Origin of the sequence: Nonomuraea sp. NPDC050691, from assembly GCF_040654455.1 — a bacterium.
Taxonomy (GTDB): Bacteria; Actinomycetota; Actinomycetes; order Streptosporangiales; family Streptosporangiaceae; genus Nonomuraea.
In genome coordinates, this window is the sequence record NZ_JBFAIA010000165.1 from 1 (window position 1) to 18,325 (window position 18,325).

General features: G+C 71.3%; 17 protein-coding genes and 1 pseudogene. 10 read left to right on the forward strand and 8 right to left on the reverse strand.

What is annotated here, in order from left to right; translation table 11 throughout:
• Window positions 1-420 precede the first annotated feature (420 nt).
• Window positions 421-2,538, forward strand: coding sequence for a S9 family peptidase (locus AB0H81_RS36045; protein WP_358384054.1), 2,118 nt, complete (start codon window positions 421-423; stop codon window positions 2,536-2,538).
• Complete coding sequence (gene mgrA, locus AB0H81_RS36050; protein ID WP_358384057.1) at window positions 2,535-3,533, forward strand: L-glyceraldehyde 3-phosphate reductase; 999 nt, start codon at window positions 2,535-2,537, stop codon at window positions 3,531-3,533. Before AB0H81_RS36045 ends, mgrA begins: the two co-directional genes overlap by 4 nt.
• On the opposite strand, the gene AB0H81_RS36055 is transcribed toward mgrA, so the two are convergent.
• On the reverse strand, window positions 3,502-5,880 hold the full coding sequence (locus tag AB0H81_RS36055; protein ID WP_358384059.1) for a lysylphosphatidylglycerol synthase transmembrane domain-containing protein: 2,379 nt from the start codon (window positions 5,878-5,880) through the stop codon (window positions 3,502-3,504). The two genes, mgrA and AB0H81_RS36055, sit on opposite strands and share 32 nt — an antisense overlap.
• Before the next feature lie 243 nt (window positions 5,881-6,123).
• Here AB0H81_RS36055 and AB0H81_RS36060 point away from each other — a divergent pair, with 243 nt between their 5' ends.
• A complete protein-coding gene (locus tag AB0H81_RS36060; RefSeq protein ID WP_358384062.1) occupies window positions 6,124-8,163 on the forward strand; it encodes a molybdopterin oxidoreductase family protein in 2,040 nt (679 codons plus the stop codon).
• Here the strand turns inward: AB0H81_RS36060 and AB0H81_RS36065 are convergent.
• Window positions 8,129-8,905: a hypothetical protein gene (locus AB0H81_RS36065; protein WP_358384065.1), complete on the reverse strand. Its 777-nt coding sequence runs from the start codon at window positions 8,903-8,905 to the stop codon at window positions 8,129-8,131. The two genes, AB0H81_RS36060 and AB0H81_RS36065, sit on opposite strands and share 35 nt — an antisense overlap.
• 68 nt (window positions 8,906-8,973) lie before the next feature.
• On the opposite strand from AB0H81_RS36065, the gene AB0H81_RS36070 reads away from it, so the two are divergent.
• Window positions 8,974-9,519 carry a helix-turn-helix transcriptional regulator gene (locus AB0H81_RS36070; protein WP_358384068.1) on the forward strand — a complete coding sequence of 182 codons (546 nt, stop codon included), beginning with the start codon at window positions 8,974-8,976 and terminating at the stop codon, window positions 9,517-9,519.
• Here AB0H81_RS36070 and AB0H81_RS36075 read toward each other — a convergent pair.
• Window positions 9,500-9,898: a GNAT family N-acetyltransferase gene (locus AB0H81_RS36075; protein WP_358384096.1), complete on the reverse strand. Its 399-nt coding sequence runs from the start codon at window positions 9,896-9,898 to the stop codon at window positions 9,500-9,502. The genes AB0H81_RS36070 and AB0H81_RS36075 overlap by 20 nt on opposite strands.
• Before the next feature lie 111 nt (window positions 9,899-10,009).
• Window positions 10,010-10,486 (reverse strand): annotated as a pseudogene (locus tag AB0H81_RS36080) (GNAT family N-acetyltransferase); the annotation flags it as partial.
• Here AB0H81_RS36080 and AB0H81_RS36085 point away from each other — a divergent pair.
• Window positions 10,485-10,871, forward strand: a complete 387-nt coding sequence (locus tag AB0H81_RS36085; RefSeq protein WP_358384071.1) for a VOC family protein — start codon at window positions 10,485-10,487, stop codon at window positions 10,869-10,871. The pseudogene AB0H81_RS36080 and the gene AB0H81_RS36085 overlap by 2 nt on opposite strands.
• On the opposite strand, the gene AB0H81_RS36090 is transcribed toward AB0H81_RS36085, so the two are convergent.
• Window positions 10,868-11,308: a hypothetical protein gene (locus AB0H81_RS36090; protein WP_253771314.1), complete on the reverse strand. Its 441-nt coding sequence runs from the start codon at window positions 11,306-11,308 to the stop codon at window positions 10,868-10,870. The two genes, AB0H81_RS36085 and AB0H81_RS36090, sit on opposite strands and share 4 nt — an antisense overlap.
• A gap of 82 nt (window positions 11,309-11,390) precedes the next feature.
• Window positions 11,391-12,188 (reverse strand): methyltransferase domain-containing protein, encoded by a 798-nt coding sequence (locus AB0H81_RS36095; RefSeq protein WP_358384074.1) that lies wholly within the window; start codon window positions 12,186-12,188, stop codon window positions 11,391-11,393.
• Window positions 12,189-12,291: 103 nt separating this feature from the next.
• Between AB0H81_RS36095 and AB0H81_RS36100 the strand changes: the two genes are divergently transcribed.
• From AB0H81_RS36100 to AB0H81_RS36120, 5 genes are all read left to right on the forward strand, one after another.
• Window positions 12,292-14,097 carry an acyl-CoA dehydrogenase gene (locus AB0H81_RS36100; protein ID WP_358384076.1) on the forward strand — a complete coding sequence of 602 codons (1,806 nt, stop codon included), beginning with the start codon at window positions 12,292-12,294 and terminating at the stop codon, window positions 14,095-14,097.
• Between the two features lie 73 nt (window positions 14,098-14,170).
• A complete protein-coding gene (locus AB0H81_RS36105) occupies window positions 14,171-15,109 on the forward strand; it encodes an MBL fold metallo-hydrolase (protein ID WP_358384079.1) in 939 nt (312 codons plus the stop codon).
• Between the two features lie 65 nt (window positions 15,110-15,174).
• Window positions 15,175-15,399, forward strand: a complete 225-nt coding sequence (locus AB0H81_RS36110) for a DUF6458 family protein (RefSeq protein WP_358384082.1) — start codon at window positions 15,175-15,177, stop codon at window positions 15,397-15,399.
• A 73-nt stretch (window positions 15,400-15,472) separates the two neighbouring features.
• The gene (locus AB0H81_RS36115) at window positions 15,473-16,006 is read left to right on the forward strand and encodes an RNA polymerase sigma factor (RefSeq protein WP_358384085.1); all 534 of its coding nucleotides are present in this window, start codon (window positions 15,473-15,475) and stop codon (window positions 16,004-16,006) included.
• Window positions 16,006-16,995 carry a CU044_5270 family protein gene (locus AB0H81_RS36120; RefSeq protein WP_358384087.1) on the forward strand — a complete coding sequence of 330 codons (990 nt, stop codon included), beginning with the start codon at window positions 16,006-16,008 and terminating at the stop codon, window positions 16,993-16,995. The genes AB0H81_RS36115 and AB0H81_RS36120 overlap by 1 nt, the downstream gene beginning before the upstream one ends.
• On the opposite strand, the gene AB0H81_RS36125 is transcribed toward AB0H81_RS36120, so the two are convergent.
• Complete coding sequence (locus tag AB0H81_RS36125) at window positions 16,985-17,278, reverse strand: Dabb family protein (RefSeq protein ID WP_358384090.1); 294 nt, start codon at window positions 17,276-17,278, stop codon at window positions 16,985-16,987. The two genes, AB0H81_RS36120 and AB0H81_RS36125, sit on opposite strands and share 11 nt — an antisense overlap.
• An 84-nt stretch (window positions 17,279-17,362) precedes the next feature.
• On the reverse strand, window positions 17,363-18,325 hold a 963-nt coding region (locus tag AB0H81_RS36130), incomplete at its 5' end, for a dihydrolipoamide acetyltransferase family protein (protein WP_358384093.1).

The window sequence follows — 18,325 nt, forward strand, 5'->3', positions numbered from 1 at the left end:
GCGACGGGGTCATGCATGTATTCATGCACTGGCTTTTAACACACTGTTGAGTTCTCAAGAAACGGACGCGTACTCCCCGGTCCTGCGAGAGGCGCTTTTCGCTTCGTTTTTCGTTGTGTCTTTATTCTTTCAGCGACCGTATTCTCTGTCAAATTCGGCGCTTTCGGAATTCCGACCGCACCCCGTCTCCGGGGCAACCCCTCTAACTTACCAGCCCGCAGCCATGCTCCGAACCGACTCGCCAGAGGGAGGTTGTCGACGACCATCGACACAGCCCATGCCGAATCCACCTGAGTGGAGGAGGAGGGTTGTGCCGCACCGCGTCGGCTTCACAAGATTAGCAGCGCCCCCGACTGCTCGAGCCGTCTTCGTCAAGCTTCCCGGCCACAGAAGGATTACGGCCGACCATAGACTCCCCACGTGAGCAGCGAATCCCAAGCGACGACGCCTCCGGTGGCGAAGAAGGTTCCGACCGAGCGCACCCATCACGGCGACACCGTGATCGACGAGTACGCCTGGCTCGCCGACAAGGACGACCCGGACACGGTCGCCTATCTGGAGGCGGAGAACGCCTATCTCAAAGAGCACACCGCCCACCTGACCGATCTCCAGGAGCAGTTGTTCCAGGAGATCAAAGGCCGGGTCCAGGAGACCGACCTGTCGGTGCCGAGCCGCAAGGGCGGCTGGTGGTACTTCTCCCGCACCGAGGAGGGCAAGCAGTACGGCGTGTCGTGCCGCGTGCCGGCGACGGGCGAGACCCCGCCGGAGATCAAGCCCGGCGAGCGGCTCGACGCGGAGCAGGTCCTGCTCGACGGCAACGAGCTGGCGGGCGACAGCGAGTTCTTCTCCGTCGGCGTGAGCGCCGTCTCGCCCGACGGCACGATGCTCGCCTACTCCACCGACTACAAGGGCGCCGAGCGCTTCACACTGAGGTTCAAGAACCTCGAGACCGGCGAGGTGCTGGACGACGAGATCGAGGACATCTTCTACGGCGGCACGTGGTCGTCCGACGGCTCGACGTTCTTCTACACGCGCGTGGACGACGCGTGGCGGCCGTACCAGGTCTACCGCCACACCCTGGGCACGCGCGACGACGTGCTCGTCTACGAGGAGTCCGACGAGCGTTACTGGGTCGGCGTCTCGCTCACGCGCAGCGAGAAGTACCTCGTGCTGGGCGCGGGCAGCAAGATCACCAGTGAGGTGCGCGTCCTGGACGCCGCCGACCCCATGGGCGAGTTCCGGATCGTGCGTCCCCGGACGGTCGGCGTGGAGTACGGCGTCGAGCACGCGGGCGACTTCTTCTACGTGCTGCACAACGAGAACGCCGAGAACTTCGAGCTGGCCACCGCCCCGCTGGACGACCCGGGCACATGGACGCCGCTGATCGAGCACCGCGAGGACACGCGGCTGCTGGAGATCGACGCGTTCGCCGGTCACGCCGTCGTCCACTTCCGGCGTGACGGCCTCACCGGCATCCGGGTCCTTCCCTACGCGGAGGGGGGAAGCGGGTGGCGTGAGCGGGCCGAGGCCGCCGCCGGCGACTCCGCGTACGAGATCGAGTGGCCCGAGCCGCTGTACGACGTGAGCCCCGCGGGCAACCCCGAGTTCAGCACCGGGCGGCTCCGGCTCGGCTACACGAGCATGGTCACCCCGTCGAGCGTCTACGACTACGACCTGACCACCCGTGAGCTGATCCTGCTGAAGCGGCGCGCGGTGCTGGGCGGCTACGACCCGGACGACTACGAGCAGTTCCGGGAGTGGGCGACCGCGGAGGACGGCACGCGGGTGCCGATCTCCCTGGTCAAGCGGAAGGACGTCGCCACACCCGCGCCGACCGTCCTGTACGGCTACGGCAGCTACGAGACCTCCATCGACCCTGGCTTCTCGGTGCCCCGGCTGTCGCTGCTCGACCGCGGCTTCGTGTTCGCCGTGGCCCACGTGCGCGGGGGCGGCGAGCTGGGGCGGCACTGGTACGAGGACGGCAAGCTCACGCGCAAGCGCAACACGTTCACCGACTTCGTGGCCGCGGCGCGGCACCTGAAGCAGGCGGGCTGGAGCGGGCGGGTCGTGGCCCGCGGCGGCTCGGCCGGCGGCCTGCTCATGGGCGCGGCGACCAACCTGGCTCCCGAGGAGTTCGCGGGCGTGGTGGCCGAGGTGCCGTTCGTCGACGCGCTCAACACGATCCTCGACCCGTCGCTGCCGCTGACGGTGATCGAGTGGGACGAGTGGGGCGACCCGCTGCACGACGCCGACGTCTACGCGTACATGAAGAGCTACACGCCGTACGAGAACGTCGACGGCCGGACGTACCCGCCGATCCTCGCCATCACCAGCCTGAACGACACGCGCGTGCTCTACCACGAGCCGGCGAAGTGGGTCGCCCGGCTGCGGGCCACCGCGGTCGGCGGGCCGTTCCTGCTGAAGACCGAGATGGGCGCGGGTCACGGCGGCCGGAGCGGGCGCTACGACGCGTGGCGCGAGGAGGCGTTCACGCTGTCCTGGATCATCGAGCGAGGCGCCGAGGCGGGCGCCCCGTGACGTACACGGCGGACGAGAGGCGCTACGACCGGCAGCCGTACAACCGGAGCGGCCGCAGCGGCCTGCGACTGCCGGCCGTCTCGCTGGGTCTGTGGCACAACTTCGGCGACGACCGGCCGATCGCGACGTCGCGGGAGATCCTGCGGCGCGCGTTCGACCTCGGGGTGACGCACTTCGATCTGGCCAACAACTACGGCGTTCCGTACGGCTCGGCGGAGCGCACCTTCGGCCGGATCCTGCGCGAGGACTTCGCCCCGTACCGGGACGAGCTGGTCATCTCCACGAAGGCGGGCTACGACATGTGGCCCGGTCCGTACGGGGAGTGGGGGTCGCGCAAGTACGTGCTGGCCAGCCTCGACCAGTCGCTGGAGCGGATGGGCCTGGAGTACGTCGACATCTTCTACAGCCACCGGCCCGACCGGGACACGCCGCTGGAGGAGACGATGGGCGCGCTGGACCGGGCGGTGCGCTCGGGCAAGGCGTTGTACGCGGGCATCTCCAACTACTCCGCGGAGCAGACGGCCCAGGCCGCGCGGATCATGCGGGAGCTGGGGACGCCGCTGCTCATCCACCAGCCGTCGTACTCGATGATCAACCGGTGGATCGAGGGCGGCCTGCTCGACACGCTGGAGGAGTCGGGCATGGGCTGCATCGTCTACTCGCCGCTCGCGCAGGGGCTGCTGACCGACCGCTACCTGAAGGGCGTGCCCGCCGGGTCGCGGGCGGCGACGAGCAGGTTCCTGAGCGCCGACCAGATCGACACGAGGCTGGCGGGCGAGCTCGACGAGGTCGCGCGGGGCCGCGGTCAGACGCTGGCGCAGATGGCGCTGCTGTGGACGCTGCGCGACCCGCGGGTGACGAGCGTGCTGATCGGCGCGAGCAGCGCGCGTCAGCTCGAGGACAACGTGGCGTGCCTGGACGGCCCGGCCTTCACCGAGGACGAGCTGCGCGAGATCGACCGGATCACAGGGCCTCGTCTCGCTGGAGATGGGTGAAGGCGGCCCAGCCGGGCAGCACCGGCAGCCAGAACGTGAGCAGCCGGTAGAGCAGCACGGCGGAGGTGGCCAGCGGCGCGTCCACGCCGGCGACGGTCAGGCCGAGCGTGAGCGAGGCCTCGACCGCGCCGAGCCCGCCCGGCGTGGGCGCGGCCGAGCCGATGGCGTTGGCGGTGAGGTAGACGACGGCGACGGTGGTGAAGCTGAGCGAGCCGCCGAACGCCGCCACGCACGCGTCGAGGCAGGCCACGAACGCCAGGGTGATCATGAGGGTGCCGAAGCAGGCCTCGATCATCTTGCTCGGCGACTGGAGCACGTCGAGCAGGCGTGGCAGCACGTTGGAGAACAGCCGTCGCATGCGTCCGGTGATGAGCCGGCGCAGCTGCGGCACGCCGAGCAACGCCACGGCCAGCACGGCGACGGCGAGCATCGCCACGACCAGCCCTCGTGACGGGGTGAAGGACGTGGCGGTGTTCGACCCGGTGATGTAGGCGAACAGCAGCAGCAGACCGATGTGGAAGATCAGCATGACGAGCTGCGAGGCGCCCACGCTGGCCACCGCCGACGCGGGCGAGATGCCGCGCTTTTGCAGGTAGCGGGTGTTGATGGCGATGCCGCCCACGGCGGCGGGCGCGACGAGCTTGACGAACGACGCCGCGAACTGCACCAGGACGGTACGCCAGAGGGGCAGGTGCTCGGGCACGAACCCGCGCAGCATGAGCGCGGCGGCCACGAAGCTGACGAACGAGGCGACGAGCGCGGCGCCGGACCATGCCCAGTTGGCCGTGGTGACGACCTGGACGAGGTTGACCCGGCTGAGCTGCGACAGCAGGAAGTAGGCGGCGAGGGCGCTGGCGATGATGGTGACGAGCGTGCGCGGCCGGAAGCGCTCCAGCCGGATCTCCTCGACCTTGTTCTGCGGCTTGAGCGCGACGATCTGCTCGCGCAGGTTGCCGAGCAGGGCCTTGTCCTTGGCCAGGGCCGCGCGGGTCTCGCGGGTGAGCGCGATGCGCTGGAGCAGCGGGAGGGCGGCGGCGAGCGCGTCGGGCCCCATGACGGCGGCGGCGGCGCGGACGGAGCGCTCGGGCCCGACGCGCAGCGCGAGGTAGGTCAGGAGCTGGGCGACGTCGAGCCGGAGGAGCAGGTCGCCGGCCGCGATCTCGCCGCTGCGCGCGTCGGTCAGCACGACGCGGCCGGCGGCGTCGAGGTGGATGCCTTCGCCGGTGAGCCGCCGGTGGGCGAGCCGCTGGATCTGCAGCAGCTCGATCTGCTCCCAGATCTGGGCGAGCACGTTGTCGTCGATCTCGGAGTCGGGCACCTCGTCGAGGGGCCGGGTGTCGAGGTGCTCGTAGGCGAGCAGGGCGGCCTCGGTGCCGATCTCGCTGGTGCCGAGGAGGCGGGGGGTGCTCGCGCCGGCCGCCTGGGCGGCGTACGCCATGAGCGCCTCGCGCTCCAGCTCGGCGCGGAGCGAGCGGATCGCGCGGCGGCGGGTCTCGGAGTTGAGCCGGATGCGCCGCCACAGCCGGTACGGCAGGCCGGCCACCTGGCGGTCGCGGTCGAGGACGGTGACGTCGAGGCTGCTGCCGTCCTTGAGGCCGATGGCGTAGCGGCGGCTGCCCTGGTGGTCGTCGTCGATGCGGCGGGCCGAGACGGGCGAGAAGGACAGCTTGCGCAGGGCGGTGACGACGGCGTTGCCCGGGGGCCGGGTGTTGGGGCTGCCGACGCCGTACAGGGTGCCGTAGCCGATGGCCATGCCGAGCAGGACGGTGACGATGCCGCCGACGAGCGTGATCTGGTAGCCGGTGAAGAAGGCGAGGGCGTACAGCCCGATGACGGTCCACATGAGGGCGCGCCAGGTGGGGCGGCGGGAGATGCGGACGGCCGTGGAGTAGGCGATGACCGAGGTGAGCAGCGTGTTGAGCGGCTCGATGTCGCGGTTGCCGGTCAGCAGGAGGCGCAGGTCGACAGGCCCGGCGGTGACGATCCAGCTCCCGAGGAGGAACGAGATGACCATGCCGAGGATGGCGGCGACCAGGCCCTCGGCGACGCGCAGGCCGTCGCGGTGGAAGACCCGCTCGACGGCGAAGGCGACGGGCACGACGAGCAGCGCGGCGCCGCCCAGGAACGTCGCGACCCGGCTGAGCAGCTCGGGCAGCCGGGTGGCGCCCTCGGTGACGTCCTTCTCCAGCCCGTTCAGGGTCTGCTTGGCGACGAGCGCGATCAGCAGCACGGCCACCATGGCGGCGAGGGTGGCGCCGAAGCGCAGCAGGTCGGAGGGGCGGCGCAGGCGTTGCGGGAGGAGCGGCTCGACCACGTAGACGTCGTGGTCCGGGCGCGCCTCAGCCACGGCGGGATCCCCTTCCGTGAGGTCCCCCGTGTCGTCACGTTCCCTGATGTCGGCCACCGACTGCGATTCTGCACCTTCCCGGCCGGTCCGTACGATCTTTGGCCGTTAGTGTCCCCAATCGTCACCTCGGTTAGCGAACCGGGTGGTGTCTCTTCGATTTCTACCGCCGCGGGACCCGTGCCGCGTCACGGGGTGCCCTCCGGGCTCTCGGAGAAAGGCGGGCTGCCCGAATAAGCTGGCGGCATGTCGGGCGAATTGCGAGTTTTGGGGGCGTGTCCGCTGGACTGCCCGGACGGCTGCTCCTGGGTGGTCACCGTCGAGGACGGCGAGGCCGTGAAGCTGCGCGGCAACCCGGACCATCCCTACACCCGGGGCGCGCTGTGCGTGAAGGTGAACCGCTACCTGGAGCACACCCGGGCGGACGACCGCATCCTCCACCCTCTGCGCCGCACGGGCCCCAAGGGGTCGGGCCGGTTCGAGCGGATCTCCTGGGACGAGGCCCTGGAGGAGATCTCGGCCCGGCTGCGCGGGATCATCGAGGAGCACGGGGGCGAGGCGATCTGGCCGTACCAGGGCACCGGCTCGCTGGGCTACCTCCAGGGGTGCGAGGGCGCGGCCGGGCGGCGGTTCTGGAACGTGCTGGGCGCCTCCAAGCACTGGCTGAACATCTGCTCCAGCGCGGGCACCTCCGGCCTGACCCTGGCCAACGGCACCGCGGGCGGCATGGACACGGAGGACTTCGCGCTGTCCCGGCTGATCCTGCTGTGGGGGACGAACCCGCTGACCAGCGGCCACCACCTGTGGAAGTTCGTGCAGGAGGCGCGGGCGAACGGCGCGTACGTGGTCGCGATCGACCCGATCCGCACGAGGACGGCCGACCAGGCGGACCGGCATCTGGCCATCCGGCCGGGCACGGACGCGGCGCTCGCGCTCGGGCTGCTCAATGTGGTGCTCGCCGAGGGCGCGCAGGACGAGGAGTACCTGGCGGAGCACACGGCGGGCTGGGAGGCGTTCCGCGAGGAGATCCTCGCCCACCCGGTCGAGCGGGTGGCCGAGATCACCGGCATCCCGGCCGAGGATGTCCACAGCCTGGGGATGAGGCTCGCGCACACGAGGCCGACCGCCATCCGCGCCACGATGGGCATCCAGCGGCACGAGGGCGGCGGCACGGCGATGCGGACGATCAACGCGATCGCCGCCGTCACCGGCGACTGGCGGTACCCGGGCGGCGGCGTGGCCTACTCCACCAGCGGCCACGTCCACCTGAACATCGACCCGCGGGACGATCTGCTCGCCCGGCCCGTCCGCACGCTGACGATGACGCGCCTGGGCTCGGAGCTGGACCCGGAGCTGGACTCGGTCAAGTGCCTGTGGGTGTACGGCGCGAACCCGCTCGGCTCCACCTCCGACACCGGTGCGATCAGGCGCGGGCTGGCCCGCGAGGACCTGTTCACGGTGGTCATGGAGCACTTCCCGACCGACACGGTCGACTACGCCGACATCGTGCTGCCCGCGACCATGCAGATCGAGCACGCCGACCTGCACGCCGGCTACGGACACATGTACCTCCACTGGAACGAGCCCGCGGTGGAGCCTCCGGGCGAGTGCCTGTCCACGACGGAGACGTTCCGCCGCCTGGCCCGGCACATGGGGCTGACCGAGCCGTCGCTGTACGACTCGGACCTGGAGCTGGCCGAGCAGCTGCTCGCGAGCGACCACCCGTCGATGGAGGGCGTCACGCTCGACCGGCTACGCAAGGAGGGCTGGGTGCGGATGAACTACCCCAAGCCGTTCACGCCGTTCGCCGAGGGCTTCCCGACGAGGACCGGCCGGACGCGTTTCCCGTCGCGGGGCAGGGCGTACGTGCCGTCGCTGTCGGCGCGCGAGGCGGGCCGCGGGCCGTACCCGCTGACCCTGATCACGCCGGCGGCGCACACGTTCCTCAACACGACGTTCGCCAACAACCCCGAGCTGCGGCGCCGCGCCAAGGACCCGGTGGTGCTGGTCAACCCGGCCGACGCGGCCGCGCGGGGGCTGGAGAGCGGGCGGCTCGCGCGGGTGCACAACGGCGGTGGCGAGTTCCTGGCCGTGGTGGAGGTGAGCGACCGGGTGGCGCGGGGCGTGGTCGCCTCGCCGAAGGGACACTGGCCGAAGCACGTGCCGGGCGGCGCCAACCCGAACGCGGTCGTCCGCGAGCACGACGCGGACCTCGGCAGGGGCGCGGTCTACCACGACAACCTGGTCGAGGTCACTCCTTGTCCGTCTGACGGTGCCGGTTCATGAAGGCGAGGATGCGGTCGAGCACCTGAGGGCCGTAGGGGGCGCGGAACATCGCGGAGGCGTGCGCGCTCTCGCCCTTGACGACGAAGAGCTCGTTGTCGGCGGCCTTCGTGGCGGCGTCGTGGGCGGCCCGGAGGTCCGCGGCGCCGCCGTAGCCGTCGTTCTCGGTGCCGATCTGGAGCAGCGGGACGGTGATCCTCGCCGCGTCGCCGGGGTCGATCGCGCCTGACAGGGCCACGACCCCGGCCGTCCTGCCGCCCAGCCGGGCCGCCGCGAGGGGCGCGGTGGTGGCGCCGATGGAACCGCCGACGAAGAACAGCCGCTTGACGCCCTTCTCCTTGGCCAGCCGCTCGGCCATGGCCACGGCGACGTCCTCCGGCGGGGTCCTGCTGTCCCTGGCGTACAGCAGGACGCGGTAGCCGGCCGCCACGAGGCGGTCGGAGAGCGGGCGCCAGGTGCAGACGTTGCCGTTGCGCTCGTACGTGATCACCACGCCGGCGTCCCCCTTGCCCGTGACGACGCCGGGCAGGTCGTCGCCGTGGGTGAAGATCCTGCCGTCCTCCTCGGTGAAGCAGCCGCTGACGTTCGGGCCGGTGACCACGGGGGACGGCGACGGCGACGGGGCGGCCGTCGTCGCCCTCGGCGTCGGCGCGGGCGTCCCGGAAGGCGGGGCCGCGGTGCCGACCGTGCCCCCGCAGGCGGTCAGCGCCACCAAGAGTCCCGCCAGGCCGATGCTCGCGCGCATGCCGTCCCCTCTCCTCAGACTATGTCAGAAGTGACATAGCCTGGCGGCAGAATATCCTTGGGCGCACGATGACCTCAACGCTTGGGTACGCGATTTTGGCCGTGCTGGCGCGCGGCGAGCGCACGGGGTACGACATCGCCGCCGCCATGCGACGGCCCGTGTCGTACTTCTGGACGGCCCGGCACAGCCAGATCCACGCCGAGCTGCAGAAACTGGCGGCCGGCGGGCTCGTCGCGTTCGAGACCCGGCACGGGCCCGGGCCGCAGGACAAGAAGGTCTACCGGATGACGCCCGAGGGTGGCGACGCGCTGCGGGCGTGGGTGACCGAGCCGCCTCGCGAGCGGCCCGAGCGCGACGAGCTGGTGCTCAAGACGTACGCGTCGTGGCTGGCCGACCCCGAGCTGGTCAGGCGGCTGTTCGCCGAGCAGCTCCGGATGCACGAGGAGCGACTGGCCGAGTACGAGCGCGAGGAGGAGCTGTTCGGAGGGCCTCCCGACCCGGGCGACCCCCGCTTCGGCAACTACGCGACGCTGCGGTGCGGGCTCGGCTACGAGCGGCATCGCGCCGAGTGGTGCCGCTGGATGGTCGCCCAGCTCAGCTCAGCGCGAGCTTGAATCCCTCGTGGGAGTTGGCGAAGCCGAGCGAGTCGTAGAAGCGGTGCGCGTCGGCGCGCGTCTTGTCGGAGGTGAGCTGCACCATCGCGCAGCCCCGGGCCCGCGCCCGGTCCACCGCCCACTCGATCATCCTGCGGCCCAGGCCCTGTCCCCGGGTGGAGGCCGCGACCCTGACCGCCTCGATCTGGCAGCGCTCGGCGCCCAGGCGCGACAGGCCGGCCAGGTAGGTGAGCTGCATGGTGCCCACGACCTTGCCGCCGACCTCCGCCACGATCAGCTCGTCGTAGGGGTCGGCGTCGATGCGGGCGAACGCCTTCAGATAACGCTCGTCGCCCGGGTCGCCCTCACGACGGGCGCCCAGCGGGTCGTCGGCCAGCATGGCCACGATCGCGGGCACGTCCTCGGCCCTGGCCAGGCGGAACAGCAGCGACAGCGCGTACTCCGACTCCCCCAGCTCCGGGCTGGACGGCAGCCTCATCGTCCGACCCGTGGGGGTGAATCCCTTGCGCAGGTAGAGGGAGCGGGCGGCCTCGTTGGCGTCCACGGCCCACAGGCGCACCTCCTCGGCGCCCGCCGCGCGCGCCCCGGCGACCACCTCGTCCACCAGCAGCGAGCCGACCCCGCGACGCCGGGCCTCCGGCGCCACCCACATCGCCAGCAGATGGATCCCGCCGTTCTCCTCGCGGGCGCACACCAGCCCGAGGTCGGCCGTGCCGTCCGTGGCCACCAGCCACCGTGACTCCGGCGCGCCCAGCCGCTCGGCCCACTGCTCCGGCGTGAAGTCCTTCTCCCTGGCGTACGTGGACGCGAACGCCTCCGGCGCGTCGAGCAGCGCCCTCAACCTGATCTCCCGCAGGCGCTCCACGTCGCCTACGCCCAGCTCCACAAGCACGATGTCCGACATACCGGGCATCATGCCAGTAACCCGCTTGACGGTTTTGCCGGTGTCGCGATTGGGTGATCGCATGATTGAGATTCACGCTGTGACCATCGACGCCGCCGACCCGTACGAGCTGGGGAGCTGGTGGAGCAACGTCACCGGGCTGCCGCTCCACGAGGAGAACGAGCCGGGCGACGACGAGGTCATGCTCCGCACCAAGCAGGACCCCTTCCTGCTGTTCATCCGCGTCCCCGAGGGCAAGACCGTCAAGAACCGCGTCCACCTCGACGTCAACGGCACCGAGGGCCGCACCCGCGACGAGGAGGTCGAGCGCCTGCTGGAGCTCGGCGCCACCCTCTTCGAGGACCACCGCAATCCGGACGGGACCGGCTGGGTGACCATGCGCGACCCCGAGGGCAACGAGTTCTGCGTGTGCCGCAGCCAGGCCGAGAAGGACGGGCTGCTGGGCTAGCGCGCGCGGCCCTTCATGGTCATGGCCAGGATGCCGGCGATCAGGTAGACCAGCGCGCCGTGCCAGATCGACTGGAAGGCCGAGCCGAACACGCCCTCGCCGTCGAGCACGAGCTGCACCGGGTAGTCCAGGACCGTGGCGATGCCGGCGGGCAGCAGCGCGAACTTCCACGGGTGGTTCAGCGCCCACCGGCGGGCCTGCCGGGTCACCCGGTCACCCTCGTCCGGCTTGGAGACCGCCCCGATCGCGGCGATGAGCGCGAACAGGTTGATGCCGAGGCCCAGCGCCCACACCAGGTCGCCGTCGCCGAGCAGGGCTCCGAGGCCGAAGCTCGCACCGGCCACCACACCGCCGCCGACGGCCGCGGCCTTCCAGGGCGCGCCGCGCAGCGCGGCGCCGGACAGCGAGACTTCGTCGCGTCGAGTGATTTCGTTCATACGGCCAGGGTGCCTCGCCGGTCACCCTGGCCACATCGGGGATCGTCCCTGATAAGTCCCCTACCGGGAGCCGCGGCCGGGGTCACTCCCACCAGATCGTCACCCAGCGCTCGCGCGGCAGCGGCCACATGCCGAGCTCGAGCGCGGTCTCGGCGACCTCGTCCGCGCGGGAGGGGTCGAGGCAGATCCGGCGGCAGGCGCCGGCCGCCAGCTCCTCCAGGCTGCTGAATCGTTCCAGCGGCGCCTCGCGTTCCTCGACGTTGACCCGGTACCCGAGGGCGGCGGCCAGCGCGACGCAGTCCTCGGCGATGGGGCGCACGGGCCGGTTGACACCGTGGAAGTGCTCCCACAACGGGGTCAGCCAGCTCATGGGGTGGCGGTGGGTGAGCTCGATCACCACGCGCCCGCTCGTGCGCTCGTCGAGGGCGCGCAGGAATCCGGCCAGGTCGGGCACGTTGTAGACGACGTGCGCGGCGACCGTCACGTCCGCCACCGGCACCTTCTCGGCCACGTCGGGCCAGCGTCCCTCGACCGTGGTGTGCGCGACCCCCAGCTTGTCGGCCCGCACCGCCAGCTCGGCCAGCATCGCGGCGGAGGTGTCGACCGCGTGCAGCCGGCCGATCCGCTCGTGCAGCGGCAGCGAGGCGGCGCCCGTGCCGGCGCCGACGTCGAGCAGTGTGCCCCCCTCGGGCAGGGCCTCCGCGAGCCGGGTCATCGTGGGCCCGTCGTCGGGCTCGGCCAGTGCCCTGTCGGTACGCGCGGCGAAGCGGACCGGCGAGTGGCCCCACGGGTCGGTGGGGGCGTTCGCCAGGATCTCGGGCGGGATGGCCCACGATTCCAGGCGTTCTCGCCAGCGCGCGGCGAGTTCTTCGGCGTCCATGGAGATGAGCATGCCACGCATATCCGCTGTTACCCGCGGGTAGCATTAGGAGTAAGGTTACTAGCCAGTAGATAAAGACCTCGGGTCAAGGAGATCAGCACCCATGGGCCACTACAAGAGCAACCTGCGTGACCTGGAGTTCAACCTTTTCGAGGTGTTCGGGCGAAGCGAGATCCTCGGCACGGGCCCGTACGCGGACATGGACGAGGACGTCGCGCGCAGCATCCTCGACGAGGTCAACAGGCTGGCCACAGGGGTGCTCGCCGATTCGTTCGAGGAGGGCGACCGCAACCCGCCGGTCTTCGACCCCGAGACGCGCACCGTGACCGTCCCCGCCGGGTTCAAGAAGTCGTACCAGGCGCTGCTCGACGGCGGCTGGGCCAACCTAGACCTGCCCGAGGAGCTCGGCGGCCCCGGGATCCCCCGCAGCCTCGCCTGGGCCACCGCGGAGATGATCCTCGGCGCCAACCCCGCCCTCTACATGTACGCCGCGGGCCCCAACTTCGCCTACACCCTGTGGAAGCTCGGCACCCCCGACCAGAAGCGCTTCGCCCAGCTCGCCATCGAGCGCAACTGGGGCGCCACCATGGTCCTCACCGAGCCCGACGCCGGCTCCGACGTCGGCGCCGGCCGGGCCAGGGCCGTTCGCCAGCCCGACGGGAGCTGGCACATCGAGGGCGTCAAGCGCTTCATCACCAGCGCCGAGCACGACCTGACCGAGAACATCTTCCACCTCGTGCTGGCCCGCCCCGAGGGCCACGGTCCCGGCACCAAGGGCCTGTCCATGTTCCTCGTGCCCAAGTACCACGTGAACCTCGACAACGGCGAGCTCGGCGAGCGCAACGGCGTCTACGTCACCAATGTCGAGAAGAAGATGGGCCTGAAGGTCTCCACCACCTGCGAGCTGACCTTCGGCGACCGGCACCCGGCGATCGGCTGGCTCGTGGGCGAGGTCCACGAGGGCATCAAGCAGATGTTCATGGTCATCGAGCACGCGCGCATGATGGTCGGCACCAAGGCCATCGCCACACTCTCCACCGGCTACCTCAACGCCGTGGAGTACGCCAAGTCCCGCGTGCAGGGCGCCGACCTGACCAGGATGGCCGACAAGGCCGCGCCGCGCGTGACCGTCACCCACCACCCCGACGTCCGCCGCGAGCTCATGCTGCAGAAGGCGTACGCCGAGGGCATGCGGGCGCTGGTCCTCTACACCGCGACGTTCCAGGACGCCATCCAGATGAACCCGGACGACCGGCGGGCGCACGCCATGAACGACCTGCTGCTGCCCCTGGTCAAGGGCGTCGGCTCCGAGCGGTCGTACGAGCTGCTGGCCCGCTCCCTGCAGACCCTGGGCGGCTCCGGCTACCTGCAGGACTACCCGATCGAGCAGTACATCCGCGACGCCAAGATCGACTCCCTCTACGAGGGCACCACCGCGATCCAGGGCCTCGACCTGTTCTTCCGGAAGATCCTGCGCAACCAGGGCGCGGCCGTCGGCGCGCTGCTCGACGAGGTCAACGCCTTCGCCGGCTCCGAGGCGGGCAACGGCCGGCTCAAGGAGGAGCGCGCGCTGCTCGCCGAGGCCGCGGCCGACGTCAAGGCCATGGGCGACACCATGGCCGGCTGGGCGCTCGGCTCGCTGGAGCAGCCGCAGGAGGTCTACAAGGTCGGCCTCAACACCACCCGGCTCCTGCTCGCGCTCGGCGACCTGGTGATCGGCTGGCTGCTGCTGCGCCAGGCCGAGGTGGCCCTGGCCCGTCTGGCCGAGGGCGAGGACCCGTTCTACCAGGGCAAGGTGGCCGCCGCGTCGTTCTTCGCCAAGACCGTGCTGCCGCGCCTGGCGGCCGAGCGGCGCGTCCTGGCCGGCACCGGCCAGGAGCTCATGGAGCTGCCGGAGGAGGCCTTCTAGCCAGTCCTCATCGGTTCCCCCCTGACGCCCGCTCCGGCCACCGGAGCGGGCGTCCTGGCGGTACGGTCGGCCCATGAGCGCCACTCCCCACGACCAGCCGCTCCCCCCGCCGCGCGTCGAAGAGGTCTCCGACGGCGTGTACGCCTACGTCCAGCCCGACGGGAGCTGGTGGATCAACAACACCGGGTTCCTGGCCGGGCGGCGCGCCGTCATCGGGATCGACGCCTGCTCGACCGAGCGCCGCACCCGCGCCTACCGTGAGGCCGTCGCCAGGGTCACCGGCCGGACGATCACGACGCTGGTCAACACCCACCACCACGGCGACCACACCTTCGGCAACTACCTGTTCCCCGAGGCCACGATCGTCGCCCACGAGCGGACCCGCGAGCTGATCCTGGCCGAGGGCATCCCCGCCTACCGGGCCGCCTGGTCACCCGAGGTCGAGTGGGGCGAGCTGGAGGCCGTGGCGCCGTTCCTCACCTACACCGACGGAGTGACCCTCCACGCCGACGAGCTGCGCTGCGAGGTGCGGCACATCGGCACCGCCGCCCACACCACCAACGACTCCTACGTGTGGATCCCGGAGCGCCGCCTGCTGTTCTCCGGCGACCTGCTCTTCAACGGCGGCACGCCGTTCGTGCTGATGGGCTCGGTGGACGGCGCGCTGGAGGCGCTGGACCTGCTGGAGGAGCTGGGGGCCGAGACGATCGTGCCCGGCCACGGCGACGTGTGCGGCCCCGAGGTGATCGGGCGGGTGCGCGGCTACCTGCGCTTCGTCCGCGAGACGGCCGAGCGCGGCCGGGCGGCGGGGCTCACGCCGCTGGAGACGGCCCGCGAGACCGACCTCGGCGAATGGGCCGGGCTGCTCGACCCCGAACGTATCGTCGGCAACCTGCACCGCGCCTACGCCGAGCTGGACGGCCTGGCGAGGGGCGGCGACATCGACCTCTTCGCGGCCGTCGGCGACATGATCACCTTCAACGGCGGGCGCCCACTCTCCTGCCTCGCCTGAGGGTGTGATCGCCGTGACCCGGGTATGACCGTGGGCGTACTCGCCGTTTGCCTCCGGAGGTCGTCATGGGTGTCGGGGTCAGCATCTTCATCCTCACGCTCGGCGCCATCCTGAAGTTCGCCATCGAGCCCGACGTGTTCGGCGACGCCGTCCACATGGACGTGATCGGCCTCATCTTCATGATCGTCGGCGGCATCGGCATCGTGCTCAGCGTCGTGCTCGCGCCCCGGCGCGGCCGTACCTCCGACGACCGGCTGATGCACCGGGAGAACAACCCGCCGGAAATCTGACGGATTCTTCGGAAGGGTCTCCCGGGAACGGGCAATCACGGGTGTTCACGTTCCCCGGCAAGGAGACCCTTGCATGACCGCATCCCTCGACGGAGCGGTCGCGGACCCCGAGAGGTTCGCGACCGTCTTCGACGCCCACTACGAGGAGATCCGCCGCTACGTCGGGCGGCGGCTCGACCTCGACATCGCGGAGGACCTGGCGGCCGAGACCTTCCTCGTCGCCTTCCGCCGCCGGCACAGCTTCGACGCCTCCCAGGGCGGGGTCAGGCCCTGGCTGTACGGCATCGCCACCAAACTCGTCGGCCGCCACCGGCGCGCCGAGGTACGGCGTTACCGGGCGCTGGCCCGGTCCGGGCCGCCACAGGACGACGACGCCCACGACCAGCGGATCGTGGACCGGGTCTCCGCCGGCGTGACCCTGCAGAAGCTCTCGGCCGCGCTGGCCGGCCTGTCGCGCGGCGAGCGCGACGTGGTGCTGCTCGTCGCGTACGGCGAGCTCACCTACGACGAGGTGGCCGCGGCGCTCGGCGTCGCCAACGGCACCGTCGCCTCCCGGCTGAGCCGGGCCCGTACCAAGTTGCGCGACTCCCTGGGGGTGGAGCTCTGATGAAGGAATTCCAGCTCGTCGACGACGTCATGCCCGACGTCCCGCCCGCCGACGACGCGCGGGTGCTCGCGGTGCGGGCGCGGGTGCTCGGCGGGGCCCGGCGCCGTCCGAGGCTCCGCTGGTCGTGGGTGGTCGCGACCGCGACCGCGGCGGCCGTACTGGTCGGCGGCGTCGTGGTGATCCCACGGCTCGGCGACGGCACGGTCAGCACGGCGACCCAGCCCGCCGCGAACACCGTGCTCGACACCGCCCTGGACCGTCTGGCGGCCCAGCCGCCCGGCAGCGGGGCCCGGTGGCGGCGGGAGACGCTAGAGGTGTACCTGTACTCGCCGAAGGGTGCGTACACGGTCCAGAAGCGCACCAAGGACGTGGTGTGGCGCGACGGCTCCATCATCCGGACCGAGCGCACCAACCTGTCGGCCGAACCGCTCACGGCCGCCGACGAGCGGGCGTGGGAGGAGGCGGGCTCGCCCGCGCTGTGCACGGCGAAGGACCGCTGCCGGGTCGGCAAGGCGCGGATCGAGACCCTGCCCGCCGATTCGGTCGGCTACCCGGTCGGCCCGGCGGCGCAGCTTCCCACCGAACCCGCGGCGCTCAGGGCACACCTGACGAAGCTGTTCCCGCAGGGCGCGCCGGAGTCGCAGGACAGCTTCCTGTGGAACCTCTCCAGGTGGCTCCTCACGGACAAGGAGATCACTCCCGCCACCACGGCCGCGCTCTACCGCATGCTGGCGGCCTTCCCCGGGGTGACGGTGCGCGACGGCGTCACCGACGTCGAGGGGCGGGTGGGCGTCGCGCTGGTGCAGCCGCCGCGCGACAACGACATGCAGGAGCTCATCCTCCTGGACCGGGAGAGCGGCGAGCTGCTGGGCTTCCAGGAGGTGCTGCGGAAGGCCAACCCCGACTACGCCGACATCGAGCCGGGCACGCCGTTCCGGTGGGAAGTGATCAAGCAGCGCGGCTGGACCGACGAGGCCCCTACAGGCTGAGCTGGACGGCGGCGCGGCTCGCCAGGATGGGCTTGATGTACTCCGCGATCACCGCCTGATGCCCCAGGTCGTCGCGGTAGACCACGTAGTCGTCGAGGGTGTCGAAGTCGGCGACCACCGCGAAGTCGTGGTTGCCCTGGTTGATGCCCGCGTCGGGACCGAAGGTGTAGGCCCGGATCTGGGGGATGGCGTCCGGCAGCTTGCCCAGCGCGGTCGCCACCGCGGCCTTCTGCTCGTCGGTGGCGTCATCGGTCCAGGTGAACAGCACGACATGGCGAATCATGCGATCACCCTACCGAGGCGCGCCATGCCGGCTCGGGCCCGGGGCGGACGACTCGCGGGGGCCGTCCGCCCCGAGCCTCAAGCGTCAGCTCCAGGCGAGCATGCGCAGCGGGTCCTCCAACATGGCGCCGACGTCGCGGAGGAACAGCGAGCCCAGCTCGCCGTCCACGATCCGGTGGTCGAACGACAGCGCCAGCGTGGTGACCTTGCGCACCGCCAGCTCGCCGTCCACCACCCAGGGCATGTCCCTGACCTGGCCGAAGGCGAGGATCGCGGCCTCACCCGGGTTGAGGATGGGGGTGCCCGCGTCGACGCCGAACACGCCCACGTTCGTGATCGTGAACGTGCCGCCCGCCATGTCGGCGGGCTGGGCGCGGCCGGCCCTGGCCGTCTCGGCGAGCTCGGTGAGCCCCCGGGCCAGCTCGGGGAGGGACAGCTCGTGGGCGTCCTTGACGTTGGGGACCACGAGGCCGCGCGGGGTGGCGGCGGCGATGCCCAGGTTCACGTAGTGCTTGACCACGATCTCCTGGGCCTGCTCGTCCCAGGCCGAGTTGATCATCGGGTGGCGCCGGGCGGCGACGAGCACGGCCTTGGCCACGAGGAGCAGCGGCGAGACCTTGACCTCGGCGAAGTCGGGCAGCTCACGCAGCCGCCGCACCGCCGCCATCGTCTCGGTGACGTCCACCTGGAGGAACTCGGTGACGTGCGGCGCGGTGAAGGCGCTGGCCACCATGGCCTGGGCCGTCATCTTGCGCACGCCCTTGATCGGGATGCGTTCCTCGCGCTCGGCCGTCCGGGTCGTCGCGCGCTCCCCAGCCGGCGCGGCGGGCTGGGGGGATCGGGCGGCGGCGTGGACGTCGTCGCGGGTGATGGTGCCCTGCGGGCCCGTGCCGGTCAGCGCCGTCAGGTCGACGCCGAGGTCACGCGCCAGCTTGCGCACCGGCGGCTTGGCGAGCACCGCCACCCGTCCGGGAGAACCGGCCGGGGCCGTGGCCGGTCCGGCCGGCAACCCGGGCGCGGCGGCCGGCCCGGGGGACGCTGCCGGGAC